Source organism: Alicyclobacillus fodiniaquatilis (assembly GCF_042678105.1).
Classification (GTDB): domain Bacteria; phylum Bacillota; class Bacilli; order Alicyclobacillales; family Alicyclobacillaceae; genus Alicyclobacillus; species Alicyclobacillus fodiniaquatilis.
Genome location: NZ_JBHUCX010000001.1, coordinates 1 through 18,342, shown reverse-complemented (window position 1 = coordinate 18,342; position 18,342 = coordinate 1). Strand labels below are relative to the sequence as shown.

Below are 18,342 nucleotides of genomic sequence, written 5' to 3'. Positions count from 1 at the left end.
GGACAGAACTTGGCTCGTTTACAGTACATGGCAACTGGGCGGCGCAAAACGTCTGTCGCTCGTGTGCGCTTGGTTCCTGGGGATGGCAGCATCTCTGTGAACAAGCGTCAAATGGATGATTATTTTGGCCTTGAAACACTGAAATTGATTGTGAAACAGCCGATGCTGTTGACTGAAACGCTGGGTCAGTACGATGTGCACGCGAATGTATACGGCGGTGGCATTTCTGGTCAAGCTGGTGCAATTCGTCACGGGATTGCGCGCGCGTTGCTCAAGGTGGACCCTGAGCTTCGCAAGACGCTGAAAAAGGCTGGCTTGTTGACACGTGACGCGCGCATGAAGGAACGTAAGAAATACGGTCTCAAAGCTGCTCGCCGTGCGCCGCAGTTCTCTAAGCGTTAAATTACAACATACGAGAAGAAACGAGCATCCCGGCACGTCTGGGATGCTCGTTTTTATTTATGTGGTGGTTTACGACAATGATGTTGCTATTTTAGGTGCTATTTTTGACAGTACAAGTAGTGTGGCGACACTTCATGTGGGAGAGGAAGATGACATAAACTTTTATGGATCGGAGATACTGGACATAAGACATTTCCGTGCATGAAGTTGTAGTTCACAGAATAGAGAACGAGTCAATTTTGGTGCCAGGCAAGGTGTGCCGGACATGGACGCGGATTTCGGTGAACAGCGCGAGCATCGTTAATGGGGGAAGTTTGGAATGACGACATGGTTGAAAGTGTTACCGAAGATGACTGGCATGTTCTCTGCATTGCTGATGTTGGGCTTCTTCGTTGGTCCGCAATCCAATGTGATGGCTGCTTGTGTGCAGACATCATCTTCGCAGGCTGGTTCAGTGTTGCAAACACCCGGTCTGGCAGGGAAAACCATCGTGGTTGACGCTGGACATGGCGGAAGCGACTCTGGCGCACGCGGTGTGAGCAGTGTCCAAGAGAAGAAAATTACGCTCGCCGTCGCCCATAAACTGACCAATTATCTGCATGAAGCAGGTGCGACCGTGGTGATGACGAGATCGACAGACAAGGATCTCGCCACAGAGGACGACCGCATGCGCAAACGGCGACATATGGGGGATTTAAAGGGCAGACTTGATGTCGTGACAAAGCAACCCATTGATGCGTTTGTATCTGTTCATTGCAATGCTGCCCCTTCGCCAGCGTGGCATGGCGCACAAGTGTTGTATCTGCGAACCAATGATGACGGCAAACAGCTTGCGACTTTGATGCAACAGGCTTTTCAACAGACACTATTATCGACCAAGCGCTCCATTCAGTCGAATCAGACGCTCTATTTGCTCAAACGGATAGAAGGCCCCGCTGTCTTGGCGGAAATCGGGTTTATCACCAACCCAGAGGAGGCACACTGGCTACAAAAGGAAAGTTACCAGGACAAGGTCGCCTTGACGATGTATGTGGCGTTGAATCGCTATTTTGAAGGGCAGTCCGACACGCAGAAGCCAAAGACGGTGTTGACATAGATTGCAACGCAACGACGAGTTAGGGGCGAAACATGGTGAAGCGAACAGCGTGCAGGTTGTTGGTCGGCATACCCATTGGGCTCTTTCTCTTAGGGAGCATGATGGCGTGGTCTTGGTCTGTTCGCGCGGAGCCTTTGAAGATGCAGGTTCGTCACGAAAATGTGGGACAAAGCCGGCGCTTGCATCTGGTCTTTACGCACAATACATGGTATGGCAAGCCAATCTATCGCCTCACGAACCAATCGTCAACGATCTTGGCGCACGTATCCCTCGAATCGTGGAGTGACGAGTCGTTGCCTATTTTATATATTGGTCAGCAACAGCCAGCCACCTGGCCGTCTGATGCTGAAGCGTTAAACCATCCACCTTATCTGTTGGCGCCAGAGGAATCGTTATGGTTTGTCGGCCCGCGCAACCCGCCTGTGAAGTTTGAACTCCATTGGCTTGAAGGCCAATCGCCGAAGTACGAAGTGGTCGAAGCAGGTGAAGAGACCAAAATCAACTAATCAAATCGATTTTTTCGGATTTGGATTCGATGGCTGCATGATGTACACTAGAGATGAGAATGGGTCATGCAGGAGGCGATTAGCCTGGTCACCAAGGAACAAGTTCTTGAAGTGTTACGGGACGTTGAAGATCCCGAGGTTCATAGAAGCATCGTTGAATTGGACATGGTTCAAGAGATTGAGATAGAGGAGAATTCTATTTCGGTCGAAGTGCTCTTGACGATACGAGGGTGCCCGCTTCGCACAGTGATCGAGAAAGACGTGACAGAACGTCTGCTGTCGTTGCCGGGCATCACAGATGCACAAGTCAGGATTGGGCACATGGATGATGCGCAGCGCGCCGCGTTTGCCGCCAAAGTGCGTGGGCATGCGCCGACGGACGGCACAAAGCAGCAACAGGAGGTTCCGGCGATACTGCGCGGAGACAGGGATATCGAGTTCTTGGCGGTCGCCTCTGGGAAGGGCGGCGTCGGCAAGTCGACAGTGACATCCAATCTCGCGGTCGCACTCGCCCGGCAAGGTGTTCGCGTTGCCATCATCGACGCGGATATCTACGGCTTTAGCATCCCGACCATCTTTGGTGTGGAAGAGCAGAAGCCGACAGTGATTGATGAACTGATTATTCCGCTCGAAGTTCAGGGCGTGCGCCTGATATCGATGCAATTCTTCGTGCCGAAGGACACCCCTGTCGTGTGGCGGGGACCCATGCTCGGCAAGATGCTGCGCAATTTTTTCAATCAAGTGCATTGGGGCGACGTGGATGTAGTGCTGCTCGACTTGCCGCCTGGCACAGGCGATGTCGCGCTGGACGTGCATGGCTTGTTGCCTGGGAGCAAGCAGTTGATTGTCACCACGCCGCAATCAGCGGCGTCGGCGGTAGCGGTGCGTGCAGGCATCATGGGACAGCGCACCAACCACGAAGTTGTCGGCGTCATTGAAAATATGGCCTACTATCAGTGTGAGGGCTGTGATGAACGCGCCTATTTATTTGGGCGTGGCGGCGGCCAGAAGGTCGCTGACCAGTTGAATACGGACGTCTTGGCAGAAATTCCGATTGCCAATCTGGATAAGCACCCAAAGTCGCTGTTTGAGGCAGATACGCTTCACGGCAAGGTGTACGCAGAATTGGCAGCCAAAGTCGCCCGCAAACTGGAGTTGCGCAAAAAACAATTGCAGCAGTCGTGATAAAAAGAGGGGAAGTCGGGCATGCTCGGCCTCCCCTCTTTCCTTTGCGACACAGATGCCCGTTTGGCGACAGGTCCCATCCCAGTAGTGCCTTTGCGCGCCATTCGCCGCCGCCTCACTTGACGCTTATTTTCGCAATATTGTCGGTGTAGATCATATCGGCATGTCGGTTTAAGTTTAAAAGGAGGAATGCAAATATGAAAGCTAGTGATCTGCTTGTGCGTTGTCTTGAATCAGAGGGCGTCGAATATATATTCGGCATTCCAGGCGAGGAAAACATAGATTTGATGGATTCTCTGTCGCGCTCGCCCATTCAATTTGTGTTGACCAGACATGAGCAAGGTGCAGCTTTTATGGCGGACGTATACGCGCGCGTGACGGGAAAACCGGGCGTTTGTTTGGCGACGCTCGGACCTGGCGCAACGAATCTCATCACCGGTGTGGCCAATGCCCATTTGGACCGCTCGCCTGTCATCGCCATCACCGGACAGGCAGCCCGCACGCGATTGCACAAGGAATCACATCAGAATGTGGACACCGTTCAGTTGTTTAAAAGCATTACCAAGTACGATCAACAGATCTTATCTGCGCGCACCATTCCAGAAATCGTGCGCAAGGCGTTTGAACAAGCCGTCTCTGGCAGTCCCGGCGCAGTGCATCTGCAATTGCCGGAAGATGTCGCGCGAGACGAGGTGCCTGCTGACGTTCAACCGCTGTCTGTCTTTCGCCAGGAGGCAAAAGCACGGCCGCTGGAAGATGCACTAGGTGAGGCCGCGCGGTTGATCACGGAAGCAAAACGGCCCATCATCCTCGCTGGCAATGGCATCATCCGCACAGAGGCATGGGATGAAGTCGAAAAACTGGTGACGACGGCCAATCTGCCGCTTGTCAATACGTTTATGGCGAAAGGTCTGCTTCCTTTCGACCATCCACGGAACTTATTTACGGTCGGCGGCACACCTTATCCTGTCGGATTGCGCCCGCTACATGAGGCAGACCTCATCATTGCCATCGGCTTTGATTTGGTGGAGTACGATCCCGTCAATTGGAATCGGGATCAAACGCGTCGCGTGCTCAATATTCACTCTGTCCCCGCCGAAACGGATGCGCATTTTCCAGTGGTGTTAGATTTAGTGGGAGATATCAAGGAGACGTTGACCGCGCTCGAACAGTTGGTCGAAAGGCGGCCGGATCCAACGAACCATGATGCGATTCGCGCGCGCAGACTGCAGGCGCTGACATCGATTCCAACGCCACACGAAGCGCTGCCGCGGCAGGTGATGTGGGCCTTAAGCAAACAACTGCCGCAAAATGCAGTTGTGATTTCGGACGTCGGCTTGCACAAAGTATGGGTCTCTCGCTGGTATCAGCCAAAGGCACCTGGCCGAACCATCATATTTAACGGATTCGCCTCCATGGGTGGTTCGCTGCCTGGCGCACTGGCCAGCCGATTGGCCAAGCCGCACGATCCGGTCGTTGTGGTCACAGGTGATGCAGGGTTTCTAATGAATGCTCAGGAACTCGAAACGGCCAAGCGCTTGGGGCTTGTTTTCACCGTCGTCATCTTTAATGACCGCTGTCTGAGTTTGATTGAAAAACATCAACAAGACGCCAATCTGGCTGTGACAGACGTCACCTTTACGAATCCGGATTTTGCGCTGTTCGCCAAAAGCTTTGGTGTGGATCACCGCGTGGTGAATAGTGCGGAACAATTCTCTGTGGCTTTGGATGAGGCGGTTTCCAGTGCGCGGTTGAACCTGTTGGAAGTGGTTCTCTAAACAGGAATAAGCCCCGTAGTTGGTAACACGACATACGGGGCGCCCCGATTCATCCCTTGCCTTCTTGTTGGGAACTTGAACTGCTGCTGCCCTTTTCGCTGCTACCGCCACCGCCGCTAGAGCCTGATTCCATGGCTTTTTGCGCCGCTTTTTCCAATTCGCTTTGGAATTTGACTTGGAATGTCGGTGAACTCAAGGACTGCATAATCACCTTTTGGAGATCTGTGCGAAATTCAGGACCTTGCATCAACGTCTGAAGGTTCTTGTTGAAATCGTCTGATTTGAGTAAAACGAGCATATCCTTTTGGAACTCTGGTTCTTTCATCAATTGTTGGACAGTCGTTTTCAGTTCTGGTTGCGCGGCCTTTGCCAAAGCTGCGGCGAATTTTGGATCCTTGGCGCTGTCTGTCAAAAATTGCTGCGTTTTTTTCGATTCAATGGATTTCGTCAGCGCTTGTTGCACTTCTTGCTGTGAAACCAGCAGTTCGTTTTTAAAAGACGGGTCTTTTAAAATATCGGACAACGCTTGTTTGCCCTCTTTTGAATTCAAAATATCCAACACCATTTGTTTCGTTTGGCCATAATCGCCGCTGCCACTTGATCCACTCACATCAGCGCTGGCGTTGGTCATCCCGCATCCAGTGACGATCAACACGGAAACAGCCAATATTGGAATGATGGCGCGTTTGATGATCACGGTCGTCCCTCCGTTCTCTTCAATGACTATGGTCAGTATGTGACGCCTGTGATTTTATATGCCAACCAGAATGCTGGTTTGTCTGGTTGGTTTCGGTACGGTATCATAAAATCGGAAACCCCAATGCCGCGGTTTTGGCCGCGGCACTGTTGTCTTAGCGCACCGTCGAGGAAACTTCGGCGCCGGAAATCAGTTCGGATACAGTGACGAACTTATAGCCTTGCGCGCGCAATTGGCTGATGATTTGCGGCAATGCTTCAACAATTTGCTTAGAAGAGTCGCTGGCATGCATCAATACGATGTCACCGGGGACAGCGCGTTTGACCACGCGGTTCACAATGTTTTGTGTACCCGGGTTTTTCCAGTCCAGGGAATCGGTATTCCATTGAATCACCTTGTAGCCCATGTTGTTCAAGCAATGGATGACGCGTGTGTTAAAGTCCCCATTCGGTGTGCGAATCAAGGTGGTTTTGACGCCAGTCACTTGTTGGATTGCTTTCTCTGACAGGGACACCTGTTCGCGAATCCAGCTGTCTGAGTAGTCGGAGAAATCCTTGTGCAAGTTGCCATGGTTGCCTATCTCATAACCCATATTCTTGATTTGCTTGGCAATTTGCGGGTGACGGAGTGTCCATGGGCCGCTTAAAAAGAATGTCGCCTTTTTTACGTTTTCCTTTTTCAGCACGGCCAGCGCTGGTTCCGGCACTTTGTTCCCCCAGGAAATATCAAAAGTCAGTGCAATTAACTTTTTGTCTGTGTCGACCTTGTAAATCGCCTGTGGCGTGGATGACGTTTTTGTCTGTGCAAACACAGGGGTTACAAAAAACATGACGGCTGTCAACATTGTGGTCAATACGGAAAAGAATAGCGTGCGTTTCACTCGGTACATGCGTTGAAGACCTCCTTTTTTCTGTAGAAAGTGTTTGCGTACAGGCAAAATGTATACGGAATTTGACAAAAACACGCTGATATCAGTCGAGGTGGATCCATTTGACAAAATCAATCACAAAGCCGCGTCCTGAGATGCCGATTTATTTCGGTCTGTCCATATTTTTATTGGTCATTGGGTTTTTGTTCGGGTGGCAGAATCCGTCGCGCTTTCGCGCACAGTTGACACCTTCATTGAAGCAACTGGTCGAAAGCATTCAATCCACGCAAGGTGATACAAGTTGGTTGCACACGTTCTGGGTCATTTTCCTCAACAACGCGACCACTACGCTGGAAATGGCTTTATTCGGCATTGTCGTCGGTATTTTCCCCGTGTTCAGTATGTGGTTGAACGGCCTGCTAAGCGGGTTTGTCATTTCGCTGGCGCAACAACAAGACGGGATTCCAGCGTGGAAGACTATTGTATACGGCATATTGCCACATGGGATTTTTGAGTTGACGGCCATTTTTTGGGCCGCCGCGCTGGGCATCGCCAATGGGATGGCGACACTGCGGGCCGTCCGGTTGGCGTACGGGAGAAAGAACACCATAAGAGGTGAACAGAAGCGCGATGATCCGCTTCATTTCCGCGAGCAACATCCCCTTCGTTTTTCATTGTTGCGCACGGCGCGTAGTTTGCCGATCATCTGGGGCATCTTATTCATTGCGGCATTGGTTGAAGCAACAGTCACACCACATATCATGGCATGGGGGGTGCCGGGGATTCATCACTAGGCATAGGTGGCACCCGCCCGCGCTGCAACTGAAAAGGGAGGCGAATATCTGTGAAAGAACTGCATATCATCGGTGTTCCTTCCGACTTGGGTCAGGGTCGTCGCGGTGTCGATATGGGACCCAGCGCGATTCGTTACGCAGGCTTGAGTGGGCGGTTAGAGGGACTTGGTTATCACGTGCGCGATTTGGGGAATATCAATGTGCCAACTCCGGAGATGACGAAAGCGGCTGATCACAAATCCCTTCGCTATTTGCCAGAAGTGACAAAAGTTTGTACAGATTTATTCGGGATGGTCAACAAAGTGGTGAAAGATGGCCACTTGCCCATCATTCTCGGCGGAGATCACAGCATTGCCATCGGCAGTGTCGCAGCCATGGCCAACCAGGATCAAACCTATGGTGTCATCTGGTTTGACGCGCATGGTGACATGAATACAGAGGAAACGACGCCTACGGGGAACATTCATGGCATGCCGCTTGCGGTCAGCCTTGGCTATGGACATCCAGACCTTGTGAACATCGGCGGGTTCCAACCGAAAATCAAGTCGGGTAACGTCGTGCTTGTCGGCATTCGTTCGATTGACGAGGATGAGGCCAAGTTGATGAAGCAAGCGGGCGTGAAGGCGTACACGATGGCCGAGATCGACAAACGGGGCATGGCCGCCGTGATGGCCGAGGCCATTCAAATTGCCACCGATGGGACGGATGGCGTGCATTTGAGCCTGGACTTGGATGCACTAGACCCCACTTTTGCGCCAGGTGTCGGCACACCGGTCAATGGCGGCGTCACGTATCGCGAGGGCCATCTGGCCATGGAGATGCTCGCAGCATCTGGCGCCGTTGTTTCCGTGGATGTTGTCGAAGTGAATCCGATTCTCGACAAGCAGAACCAAACAGCCGTTATGGCTGTTGAATTGCTGCAGTCCTTGTTCGGCAAAACGGTCATGTGACGCGCTGACAGCGAATGGCGTCTGCGGTCGGGATGAATGGATCACAATGTTTGTTTCGTTCATCCCGACGTGGATTTTTGCGCAGGCGGTTGTGTTATGATGAGCATGTCCGGGTCATTTGCGCTTGTGTGGGCGGATGCGCTTCTGCGACACTTGGACATGCCCTCATCATGCGAAACATTTTGAAAACGGGAACAAATTCATCGGAGGTGGATTATGGCCGGGGATATCAAGATCTTTGCCGGGCAGTCAGGGAAGACGTTCGCGACGCGGATATGTGATTATCTGGGCGTCCAACTGGGCCAATCGGAAGTGATTCAGTTTTCTGACGGAAATCTGTTTGTGCGCATCCAGGAAACGGTGCGGGATAAAGAAGTGTTTCTCGTCCAACCGATAGGGCTGAAACCGAATGATGAATTTGTCGAAATCCTCTTTTGGCTCGACGCGTTCAAAAGAGCGAGCGCGAATTCAGTCACTGCGGTGATTCCTTACTTCGGCTATGCGAAAGGCGATAAGAAGGACGAACCGCGCGTTTCCATCCGAGCGCGCGTCTGTGCGGAGGCCATCGAATTGGCTGGCGCGGACAGAGTCGTGACGATGGATTTACATAGCCCGCAGATACAAGGATTTTTTAAACGCCCTGTAGACCACCTGATTGCCTCCCCCATTTTGTGCGCCGCATTTAAACGATTTGCCATCGAGAACTTCGTCGTGGTTTCTCCTGATCCCGGCTTTGCCAAACAAGCCCGCAAATATGCTTCGCAGCTCGGTGTGTCTGTGGCCATTGGCGACAAGATTCGAACAGGCCACGACGAACGGGCGAGTGTGTTGGAGTTAATCGGCGATGTGGCGGGCAAAAACGCTTTGATTGTCGATGACTTCAGCACGTCGGGCGGCACGCTCGCAGATATCGCGAGAATGGTGCGGGAGAAAGGGGCAAACCGCATATTTGCCGCGTTGTCACACGTGCTTTTGGATGCAAAGGGCGTGGCGCGCATTGAGGACAGTCCCATCGAGTTGGTGATTGGCACAGATACGGTCATCAACGAGCATGCGCAAGCTTCAGCAAAATTTGTGACCACCTCGGTTGCGCCGCTTTTCGCGGAAGCGCTCAATCGCATTCACCACAGCGATTCGGTTAGCTCGCTGTTCGACGACATCCCAGAGAAAGTGTTTGCCCATGCGGTGCTGGACGCCAAGGTGCTTAGCTAGGGAATCCATTTCTTAGACGTCAGTAGTGTCAGATTTGATGATAAGCCCATAGCCTAACCAGAGACGATATATACGCCTGGGAGGGATTTATGGATGCTCATGCTAGCGCTTGGAGACTCCATTACATTCGGTTACGGGGCGACTGATCCCCAGCGAAGTTACCCGCAAATGTTGCGCCAGCATTTCGCCCGCAATCAGCGCGTGAGCCTCCATGTGCAAGCCAAGCCTGGCTGGACATCACGCCAACTGAATAAATCGCTCGCCGATGTGCCTGCGTGCATCTTTGATGAAGCAGAGTTGGTGACCTTGATGATTGGCGGCAACGATTTACTGAAGAGTGCGCCGTTCTTGATCCAAGGAAAGCCGGAGCGGATCGCGCAGGTGTGCGAGCGGGTGCAGTCAGAGGTCGAGGAAATTGTCGGCCGAGCCAATCGGCCATATAACACGTTTGCCATCGCAACCCTCTACAACCCATTTCCCAATTTCGATCTCGCCGAGCAGATCACACTCCAATTCAACGATATGATTCGCCGCGTGGCGATACGCAACAAATTGCGTATCGTCGAGGTGGAAACCCTGTTCCGAGGCAATGAAGCGACCTTTGTGGAACATTATAGAAACGGCCAATTCCGCGACATTCGCATTGTGCGAAATCCGATTCATCCAACAGACGATGGGCATCGAGCGCTGTACCTCGGCTTTGCAAAAGTGCTACAAAAACCGATGCTCAGCCGTCAGCGTCGCAAAATCAGCAGGCAAAAGCGCCGTGCTTGATGTTAGGGCACTTGACGTGGCCATGGTTGTGCGAAACAATGAAAGGTGACTTCTGATTAGCATACGCCGGTTGGGTGAATATACATGGACGCATGGTTGGCTGTTTTCCGCAGTTTTAGTTTTCGAGATGTCATTGACATCTTGTTTGTTGCTGTAGTTTTGTATTTCTTGTTGTTGCTGGTGCGTGGAACGCGTGCCGTGCAACTTCTTAAAGGTGTCATTATTGTCGTTATCGTGACGATGATCAGCAGCTTATTGCACCTGTCCGCATCTAGTTGGCTCTTGAGCAGGATCATTCAAATTGGTCTGTTTGCCATTCCAGTGGTGTTCCAGCCCGAGTTGCGCCGCGCGCTTGAGCAACTCGGCCGGGGCGGCTTTTGGACGTTTTCTTTAGGGCAGCAAGACCAAGAAGAGATCCAGCAGACAGTGAATGAGATCGTTAAGGCAACGCAGGTGTTGGCGAAGACGAAGATAGGTGCGCTGATTGTCATCGAACGCAAAACAGGACTTTCAGAATACATTGAGACAGGCACAATGATAGAGGGGATCGTCAGTTCCGAGCTGTTTATCAACTTGTTTATTCCGAATACACCGTTACACGATGGCGCAATCATAGTGCGGAACAAACAGCTGGTGGCGGCTGGCTGTTTCCTGCCACTGACGGAGAATCGCACTTTGGACAAGCAATTGGGCACGCGGCATCGCGCGGCGTTGGGCATCAGCGAACAATCCGACGGCGTGGCGGTGGTCGTGTCCGAAGAGACGGGCCACATTTCGGTTGGGGTTGATGGTGTGCTGCACCGCAGCTTGGATGAACGGGGACTCAAGGAGTTGTTGACTACGCTGCTTGTTCCGAAACGCCCCAATGCCTTGGCGTTTCGGAACAGAAAGGCGGAGCCGTAAATGATGGATCGATTTTTGCGCAATAACAACGTTCTGCGTATTCTTGCACTGGTTTTGGCGTGCATTTTGTGGTTGGTCGTGCACACGCCGGATACAACGCAGGAGCAAAAGGGAATCACAGAGCACTATCCTTCTATGCCCATCCACGTCGAGGTCGGTTCGAATATGGTGGTTTCGACGATGAACCAGTCGACGGCGACGGTCAATGTAACCACCAGTTTGAACAATGTACCTATGCTGTTTTCCGCGATGTCAAAAGTTCAACTGGTCGTCAACGCACAAGGCTTAAGCCCGGGGCAACACACCTTGCGCATCTTCGCGTTGAACATGCCGGATGATATTCAGGATATCAAAATTGACCCTGAAACGGTCAATGTCGTGCTTGAGAAAGAAGTGGATGTCGAAAAGCCCATCAACATTCAAATCAAGGGTAAACCGGCTGACGGCTACGCGCTTGGGTCGCTGAAAATGAACACGCAGTCGGCGATTGTCAGCGGTGCGCGTTCGGCAGTGAAAAAGGTGGCGCAGGTAGCAGCGACCGTCGATGTCGGAGGGCTGAAAAGCGCAGACACGAAAATCGTCAAGTTGACGCCGGTGGATGCGGATGGCAGAGCGGTGGACAATGTCGAATTGTCTCCTTCGAGCATCAGTGTCGAAGTGCCAGTGGAAGCAACAGAGGATACGCTGAAACTGCAACCGGAAGTGACGGGGTCGCCAGCGCCTGGGTATGCTGTATCGAATGTGACCTTGAGTGAAACGCAGGTCAGTGAAACAGGACTTGCGAAGGATCAACTGCCGCCGAACGGTTTGAATGTGCCAGTGGACGTTACAGGATTGACGGCGAGCAAAACGTTTAATGTGACTGTACCGCTGTTGGAGGGCATCACGAAAGTGGTACCGGACACCGTCCAAGCGACGGTCACCGTGGAGCCGATGGTCACCAAAACGTTTAAGCAGGTGTCTGTGTCGGTGCAGAATGTGCCTAAAGGATTGAATGTGACGCTCAAAAACAGTCCGAAGGTCAATGTCACCCTGTCGGGGCCGGCCACCATCATGCAAGATTTGACAGCCAAGGATGTACAGGCTTATGTGGATGCGAGCACGCTAAAATCGGGCATGACCAAGGCAAGAGTGACTGTACAGGCGCCAAAATGGGTTGAAGCGGCCAACATTTCCCCGCAGACCGTTGCGGTGCAAGTCCAAGGCGCATAGGATATGGGGCGCATCGCTTAAAGCTGCAACGATTGTTAGATGATAAAGAAAATACAAGAATCTGCAGGCGCGCAACTTTGTGACATGGTTGTTGATTTGCGGATTCTATGGCAGAATAGTCGGGTCTTGAGAGAGGGGCATATTTTGTGGGTAGTTTGTTTGGCACAGATGGTGTGCGCGGCGTGGCAAACGCAGATTTGACACCAGAGTTGGCTTTTCGTCTTGGACGCGTAGGCGCCTATGTGCTCACCAGTCGATCACCAGGCGCGCGGATTGCTGTTGGCAAGGACACGCGCATTTCCGGCGATATGCTGGAGGCGGCGCTCATCAGCGGCATCCTGTCCATGGGCGTAGATGTGTTGCGCCTAGGGGTTATCAGCACGCCTGGCGTGGCCTATTTGACGAAGCATTTGCGTGCGGATGCGGGCGTCATGATTTCGGCGTCGCACAACCCTGTAGAAGATAACGGCATCAAATTTTTCGGCGGCGACGGGTTCAAGTTGATGGATGACGTGGAAGAGCGGATCGAACATATCCTGGCAAAAGGGGAAGAGAGTTTGCCAAGGCCAACGGGGGACAAGGTGGGACGTATTTATGACGAACCTGCTGTAGAAACCTACATTCGCTTTCTGTTATCGACCGTTGAGCATCGGATGGAAGGACTGCACGTGGTGCTGGATTGTGCCAACGGGGCAGCTTCGGATATTGCGCCCGCGGTATTCGAGCGTCTGGGCGCGAAGGTGACGGTCATTCATGCCGATCCCGACGGGGTCAATATCAATGTGGGCTGTGGATCCACACATCCGCATGTGGTGCAGCGCACGGTGTTGCAGCACGACGCGGATCTCGGATTGGCGTTTGACGGTGACGCGGACCGGTTGATCGCGGTGGATGCCACGGGACAGGTTATCGATGGGGATTTCATCATGGCCATTTGCGCGAAGGCATTGAAGCAGGACAACAAGCTGACGGATAACAAGTTGGTGGCCACGGTGATGAGCAATCTTGGTTTTGTCAAAGCCATGGAACAAGAAGGCATCGATTTGCTGCGCACCGCTGTCGGCGACAGATATGTCATGGAGCGCATGCGGGCAGACAAGGCAATTCTTGGCGGTGAACAATCCGGCCATATCATCTTTTTGAACCATACCACGACGGGGGACGGCATTTTGACCGCATTGCAATTGGTCGATGTCATCGTTAAATCTGGCGAGCCGCTCACCTTGTTGCGCAACGTAATGGTCCGTTATCCGCAGATTTTGGAGAACGTGCGTGTGCGTGACAAACATGCTTGGCGGGAGAACACAGCCATTCAAGCAGCGCTAAAACAAGGCGAAGATGTCTTGGGGGATAGCGGACGGGTACTGGTTCGTGAATCTGGCACAGAGTCGCTGGTGCGCGTGATGGTTGAAGGGCCAGAGGAAACGGTCTTGCATAAAGTGGTTGGAGATATTGTCAAAGTCGTCGAAGCGGAGCTTGGTGTGTAACGATAGACCGATAAGTCGCCGGTTTTGAGAGGGGGGATGTCCGCTTCGAGGAGTGGCAAATTGCTCGAAGCGCAATAGAATATCGCATGCCGTGTGAATCTTGACACATGCGCAAGCGTAAAGCGCCTGGGCTGTCAATGTGACTTGGCAGTTGACGCGGAGGAGGTTGGCGAACCATTCGGCGGGTGCCTCCCGGTGTGCCATCGCGCCGCAAGCGAAGCCCGAAACCCACTGAGGCAACTGGTGGAACAGGGGTTAGCAGATGACGAGGAGGACTTTTTCATCTATGTGTGGGATTGTCGGTTATATCGGTGCTCGGAATGTGAAAGATGTCGTGGTCGGCGGTCTTGCGAAGCTTGAATATCGCGGCTATGATTCCGCGGGGATCGCGGCGATAGACGGCGGTAACATCAAAGTCGTCAAGTCGGTTGGACGTTTGGCCAACTTGGAGACCAAGCTGGAAACCACCGAATTGGGTGGCGAAGCGGCAATTGGCCATACCCGTTGGGCAACGCATGGAAAACCATCAGACGAAAATGCGCATCCGCACCAAGACTGCAGCGGTAGGTTCGCCATTGTGCACAATGGCATCGTGGAGAATTATTTATCGCTGCGCGAGGAATTGATGGCGGCAGGCCACCAGTTTCGCTCGGAAACAGATACAGAAGTGGTCGCACATCTGATTGAGGAACTGTACAATGGCGATTTGTTTCAGACGATGATTGCGGTCGGCAAACGGATCCGAGGCGCCTACGCGCTGGTCGTCTTGGCGAAGGATCATCCCGAGCAAATCGTGGCCATGCGCAAATCCAGTCCGATGATCATCGGTCTTGGGGAGAACGAAAATTTTGTCGCATCGGACATTCCAGCCATTCTTGAATATACGCGGGACATCTACATCATGGAAGACGGCGAAATGGCCGTTCTGACGAATTCGGGTGTCGAGTGCTTCACATTTGACGGCGAACCGATTCACAAAGAGGTTTACAAGGTCACTTGGGATGCAGTTTCGGCAGAGCGTGGCGGTTACCCGCACTTCATGCTCAAAGAGATTCACGAGCAGCCAAAGGCCGTCCGTGATACCCTGCGCGGCCGTGTGGCAGATGATTTGAGTCGTGTGACGCTCGACGACATTCATATGGATGAAGCTTACACGAAGAAAGTGGATCGAATCCACATTGTCGCCTGTGGCACGTCATGGCATGCAGGATTGGTCGGGAAAGCCGTGATCGAGCAATATGCGCGCATTCCAGTGGATGTGGAAATCGCGTCGGAATACAGGTATCGCAGCCCGATTTTCAGCGAAAACACGTTGGTCATTGTCATCAGCCAATCCGGGGAGACGGCAGATACTCTGGCTGCATTGCGTGAAGTGAAGCAGCAAGGACTTCGGGTATTGGCGATCACGAACGTGGTCGGCAGTTCTGCAGCGCGCGAGGCGGACGATGTCATCGTCACCTGGGCTGGGCCGGAGATTGCCGTTGCATCGACGAAGGCGTATACGACCCAATTGGCTGCGTTGTACCTTTTGGCCATCCACTTTGCCCATGTGCGCGGCCACTTGGCAGACGCGGAAGTGCGCGAACTGATTGAGGCGCTGGACGGATTGCCGGCCATTGCCGAGCAGGTGCTGGATACAGCGCCGCAGTTGGAAAACTTCGCGGCCCGCTATGTGGAGGCGACAGATGCGTTCTTTATCGGTCGCGGCCTCGATTACTCGTTGTCACTCGAAGGCGCGCTAAAGCTGAAGGAAATCTCGTATATCCATGCGGAAGCGTACGCTGCGGGGGAATTGAAGCATGGCACTTTGGCGCTCATCACAGAGGGCGTGCCTGTGATTGCTTTGGCGACGCAGCCACAGTTGTACGAGAAGACGGTCAGCAACATCGTCGAGGTGAAGGCGCGAGGCGCATTCGTGCTGGGCATGACTTGGGTCGGCAATGAAGATTTGGAGAAGTCGGTAGATGAAGTGATTTATCTGCCCAAGACACTGCCTGCTTTGGCACCGCTTGTCGCGGTGATTCCGATGCAGTTGCTCTCCTACTATGCGGCGGTTGCGCGGGGGAATGACGTGGATAAACCACGCAACTTGGCGAAGAGTGTGACGGTGGAGTAGGGATTGCGCGGGTAGCGTGTGGGGTGTAGACTTACAATCAAGTTGTTACCTGTGACAATTAAGTTCTTGCTGTCACAGCAAAATTAAGTTTTACACTAGCAAAAAAGAGTTGGAAACTAGCCAAATTAAGTTGGTAACTAGAGCATGGGTGAAAACGGGTTAAACGCCTGAATTCGCCCATGTTTTTTTGATGCGGGGGGAAAGGGTTGAGGAAAAAGAGTGAAGAAAAAACGGGGGTGATTGCGTGAGGAAAGGACGGAGTAAAAGGGCTAAAAAGGCTTGAAATGAAAGGGATTATTAGAGAGTGAAGGATAAATTGAGGAGGAGAAAAGCGTGAATGAAATGCGTGAAAAAGATTGTCCCTAAGCCCTTATCCCTGCCTTTCCCCTGCTCTTCCCCCTTCCATCCCTTTCCTTTCCCGTTTCCAACTTAATTTTGCTGAAAATCCGTAATTTTGGAATAAAATAGTTGAAAAAATGTGTGATTCAGTTTCCAACTCAATTTACCCCCAAAAATTAGGAATGGGTGAGAAGCTAGGCGGGGCAGGATGTGGGAGAAAATGGTGGATAGAACTTAATTTTGCGATGACATAGTAGGGACGCGAAAACTTTATTTGATGTTGTCGGAGTTGAATTAACGTGGGTTAAGGGGAAAGGGAAGGAAGGGGGTTCATGCGGTGGATATGGAATCCAGAGATGTAACGCGGATGTTGCTTTCTTTAGTCACTGATGGGCAGGAGTATGGGGTATCGCTTAGAAACACATATCCCCAAAACGTAAAATGTTCTTTACAAAACTGGATGTGAAGTCATATTCTAATGTAAAGAGTTTTTTACATTTGGGAGTGTGATGAAAGTGCAAACGAATCATGCAAGTCCGATTTTCTTAATCATCTCCGTTGTGTATGTATTACTCGTAATATCACTTATTGCTTTAGTGGTTTTTCTATTGGTTTCTTTGGCGAGCAAAGGAGATGAGAGGAAAACTCATATTAAAATCAAGGCGATGGCAAACGCTTTTATCGTCTTGTTTGGAATCTTATTGCTTAATGTGATTTGGACGATATATCGCATGGTCATAGGTCAGGCGGGAAGTCCTTACCCGTTTGTCTATTTATTTGTAGTGTCACTCGTTTTCCTTATTTCCCTCATCATTAACAAGAAGAAATACGGTGATTGATGGGATGGAGAACAGAATCCGTGAGTTGAGAAAAGCGAAAAGACTATCACAAGACGAACTTTCCAAATTATGTGGTGTAACAAGACAAACCATCCATGCAATCGAAAACAATAAATACGACCCATCATTGTCGCTTGCCTTCAAGTTAGCTAAACACTTGGACACAACGGTTGACGCACTCTTTATCATTGGCAACAATTGAGGGGGGTCTCTTCTCAGTACGGGGGCTTATATGCAGTGAGGCTTACGGGGCTAAGGGCAGGTTAAACACCGAGGGGTCAGACTATGGACAAAGATTATTGGAACGAGCAGTTTCGGAGCAGGCAAAATAAACTATTCAGTCCAGAAGAATATCTGGTCAAAAATATCGAATGTTTCCGTCCAGGTTCTGTGCTTGATGTTGCTTGTGGTGACGGTAGGAATGCCATCTTTCTAAGCAAACACGGGTATGATGTCACGGGTATTGATTTTGCGAACGAAGGGCTACGACGCTTGCGGGACTTTGCATCAACTCAGGGATTAAGACTGAATACACATGAAATTAATGCAGATGATACCGAGCGTATCACTACATTGGGTCAATTTGATAACGCCATATTTGTTCACTTTAAGCCTTCAATAAAAACCTTTCTGGCAGTGTCTAACCTTGTTCGTTCTAATGGGATTATATTGATGACCTCGTTCAACTATCGACATCTACTTAAATCACCGCAATTCCCTTCACAACTTTGCTACGGTGAAGCTGAATTTTTGAACCGAAGTTCCTTACTTGACCTGGTAGAGTATGTTTCCTATTCGGACGAACGAGGATTTTTAGACGGATATATCTTTCGTAAGCAATCCGCTCCTTAAACTATCGGTGGCGGTAATTGAAAAACGTGTTGTTGTTGAGGCTCAGAAAAATCCCTATAACCTGTCTACTGGTATAATAAGGTGAGGGGGCAATCAAATGTGGGTAAACATCGGGAAATCAATGAGTGTGTAAAATATTTTGTGTAAACTCCCAATCCCCAAAAGGGAGTATGAGATTGGGAGGACATAAGAGTGACTAAGGTTTCAAAAGAACAGCTCAGAAAGTTCGTGTTAGGTTAAAAGTGTGGACACAACGAATCAAGAATGTGAAAATAAGTAAATTGATTCGAGGTGTCTACGATGACAAAACAATACGATGCAGATTTCAAACT

The 18,342-nt window shown here is 51.3% G+C and carries 18 protein-coding genes; 16 read left to right on the top strand and 2 right to left on the bottom strand.

The genetic code is table 11. The annotated features are described in order from the left end of the window. Positions 1-9: 9 nt before the first annotated feature. The 5 genes from rpsI (at position 10) to ACFSB2_RS00070 (ending at position 4,967) form a co-directional block, all read left to right on the top strand. A complete protein-coding gene (rpsI, locus tag ACFSB2_RS00090) occupies positions 10-402 on the top strand; it encodes a 30S ribosomal protein S9 (RefSeq protein WP_377940454.1) in 393 nt (130 codons plus the stop codon). A 319-nt stretch (positions 403-721) separates the two neighbouring features. Continuing rightward, positions 722-1,498, top strand: coding sequence for an N-acetylmuramoyl-L-alanine amidase family protein (locus ACFSB2_RS00085; RefSeq protein WP_377940453.1), 777 nt, complete (start codon positions 722-724; stop codon positions 1,496-1,498). 35 nt (positions 1,499-1,533) lie between these two features. Next, positions 1,534-2,004 (top strand): hypothetical protein, encoded by a 471-nt coding sequence (locus ACFSB2_RS00080; protein WP_377940452.1) that lies wholly within the window; start codon positions 1,534-1,536, stop codon positions 2,002-2,004. Positions 2,005-2,088: 84 nt separating this feature from the next. Next, positions 2,089-3,189 carry an Mrp/NBP35 family ATP-binding protein gene (locus tag ACFSB2_RS00075; RefSeq protein ID WP_377940523.1) on the top strand — a complete coding sequence of 367 codons (1,101 nt, stop codon included), beginning with the start codon at positions 2,089-2,091 and terminating at the stop codon, positions 3,187-3,189. Positions 3,190-3,386: 197 nt separating this feature from the next. After that, positions 3,387-4,967 carry an acetolactate synthase large subunit gene (locus ACFSB2_RS00070; RefSeq protein WP_377940451.1) on the top strand — a complete coding sequence of 527 codons (1,581 nt, stop codon included), beginning with the start codon at positions 3,387-3,389 and terminating at the stop codon, positions 4,965-4,967. A gap of 49 nt (positions 4,968-5,016) precedes the next feature. Here ACFSB2_RS00070 and gerD read toward each other — a convergent pair whose 3' ends face one another. Together gerD and pdaB are read right to left on the bottom strand one after the other, a co-directional pair. Further along, positions 5,017-5,664 (bottom strand): spore germination lipoprotein GerD, encoded by a 648-nt coding sequence (gerD, locus tag ACFSB2_RS00065; RefSeq protein ID WP_377940450.1) that lies wholly within the window; start codon positions 5,662-5,664, stop codon positions 5,017-5,019. 154 nt (positions 5,665-5,818) lie between these two features. Then, positions 5,819-6,493 carry a polysaccharide deacetylase family sporulation protein PdaB gene (gene pdaB, locus ACFSB2_RS00060; RefSeq protein WP_377940522.1) on the bottom strand — a complete coding sequence of 225 codons (675 nt, stop codon included), beginning with the start codon at positions 6,491-6,493 and terminating at the stop codon, positions 5,819-5,821. A 161-nt stretch (positions 6,494-6,654) separates the two neighbouring features. Here pdaB and ACFSB2_RS00055 point away from each other — a divergent pair, with 161 nt between their 5' ends. From ACFSB2_RS00055 to ACFSB2_RS00005, 11 genes are all read left to right on the top strand, one after another. After that, complete coding sequence (locus tag ACFSB2_RS00055; protein ID WP_377940449.1) at positions 6,655-7,326, top strand: stage II sporulation protein M; 672 nt, start codon at positions 6,655-6,657, stop codon at positions 7,324-7,326. Between the two features lie 50 nt (positions 7,327-7,376). Continuing rightward, entirely contained in the window at positions 7,377-8,276 is a 900-nt protein-coding gene (gene rocF / locus ACFSB2_RS00050; RefSeq protein ID WP_377940447.1) for an arginase, read from the top strand. Between the two features lie 216 nt (positions 8,277-8,492). Beyond that, positions 8,493-9,488 (top strand): ribose-phosphate diphosphokinase, encoded by a 996-nt coding sequence (locus ACFSB2_RS00045; RefSeq protein ID WP_377940446.1) that lies wholly within the window; start codon positions 8,493-8,495, stop codon positions 9,486-9,488. A 93-nt stretch (positions 9,489-9,581) separates the two neighbouring features. After that, positions 9,582-10,262, top strand: coding sequence for an SGNH/GDSL hydrolase family protein (locus ACFSB2_RS00040; RefSeq protein ID WP_377940445.1), 681 nt, complete (start codon positions 9,582-9,584; stop codon positions 10,260-10,262). Between the two features lie 84 nt (positions 10,263-10,346). Further along, positions 10,347-11,165: a diadenylate cyclase CdaA gene (gene cdaA, locus ACFSB2_RS00035; RefSeq protein ID WP_377940444.1), complete on the top strand. Its 819-nt coding sequence runs from the start codon at positions 10,347-10,349 to the stop codon at positions 11,163-11,165. Beyond that, positions 11,166-12,377 carry a CdaR family protein gene (locus ACFSB2_RS00030; RefSeq protein ID WP_377940443.1) on the top strand — a complete coding sequence of 404 codons (1,212 nt, stop codon included), beginning with the start codon at positions 11,166-11,168 and terminating at the stop codon, positions 12,375-12,377. A gap of 146 nt (positions 12,378-12,523) precedes the next feature. Then, positions 12,524-13,864, top strand: a complete 1,341-nt coding sequence (gene glmM, locus ACFSB2_RS00025; RefSeq protein ID WP_377940442.1) for a phosphoglucosamine mutase — start codon at positions 12,524-12,526, stop codon at positions 13,862-13,864. 286 nt (positions 13,865-14,150) lie between these two features. Then, a complete protein-coding gene (gene glmS / locus ACFSB2_RS00020) occupies positions 14,151-15,980 on the top strand; it encodes a glutamine--fructose-6-phosphate transaminase (isomerizing) (RefSeq protein ID WP_377940441.1) in 1,830 nt (609 codons plus the stop codon). A gap of 854 nt (positions 15,981-16,834) precedes the next feature. After that, positions 16,835-17,158, top strand: coding sequence for a hypothetical protein (locus ACFSB2_RS00015; protein ID WP_377940439.1), 324 nt, complete (start codon positions 16,835-16,837; stop codon positions 17,156-17,158). 4 nt (positions 17,159-17,162) lie between these two features. Then, positions 17,163-17,360 (top strand): helix-turn-helix transcriptional regulator, encoded by a 198-nt coding sequence (locus ACFSB2_RS00010; RefSeq protein WP_377940520.1) that lies wholly within the window; start codon positions 17,163-17,165, stop codon positions 17,358-17,360. An 83-nt stretch (positions 17,361-17,443) separates the two neighbouring features. Then, on the top strand, positions 17,444-18,010 hold the full coding sequence (locus ACFSB2_RS00005) for a class I SAM-dependent methyltransferase (protein ID WP_377940438.1): 567 nt from the start codon (positions 17,444-17,446) through the stop codon (positions 18,008-18,010). The last annotated feature ends 332 nt before the right edge of the window (positions 18,011-18,342 follow it).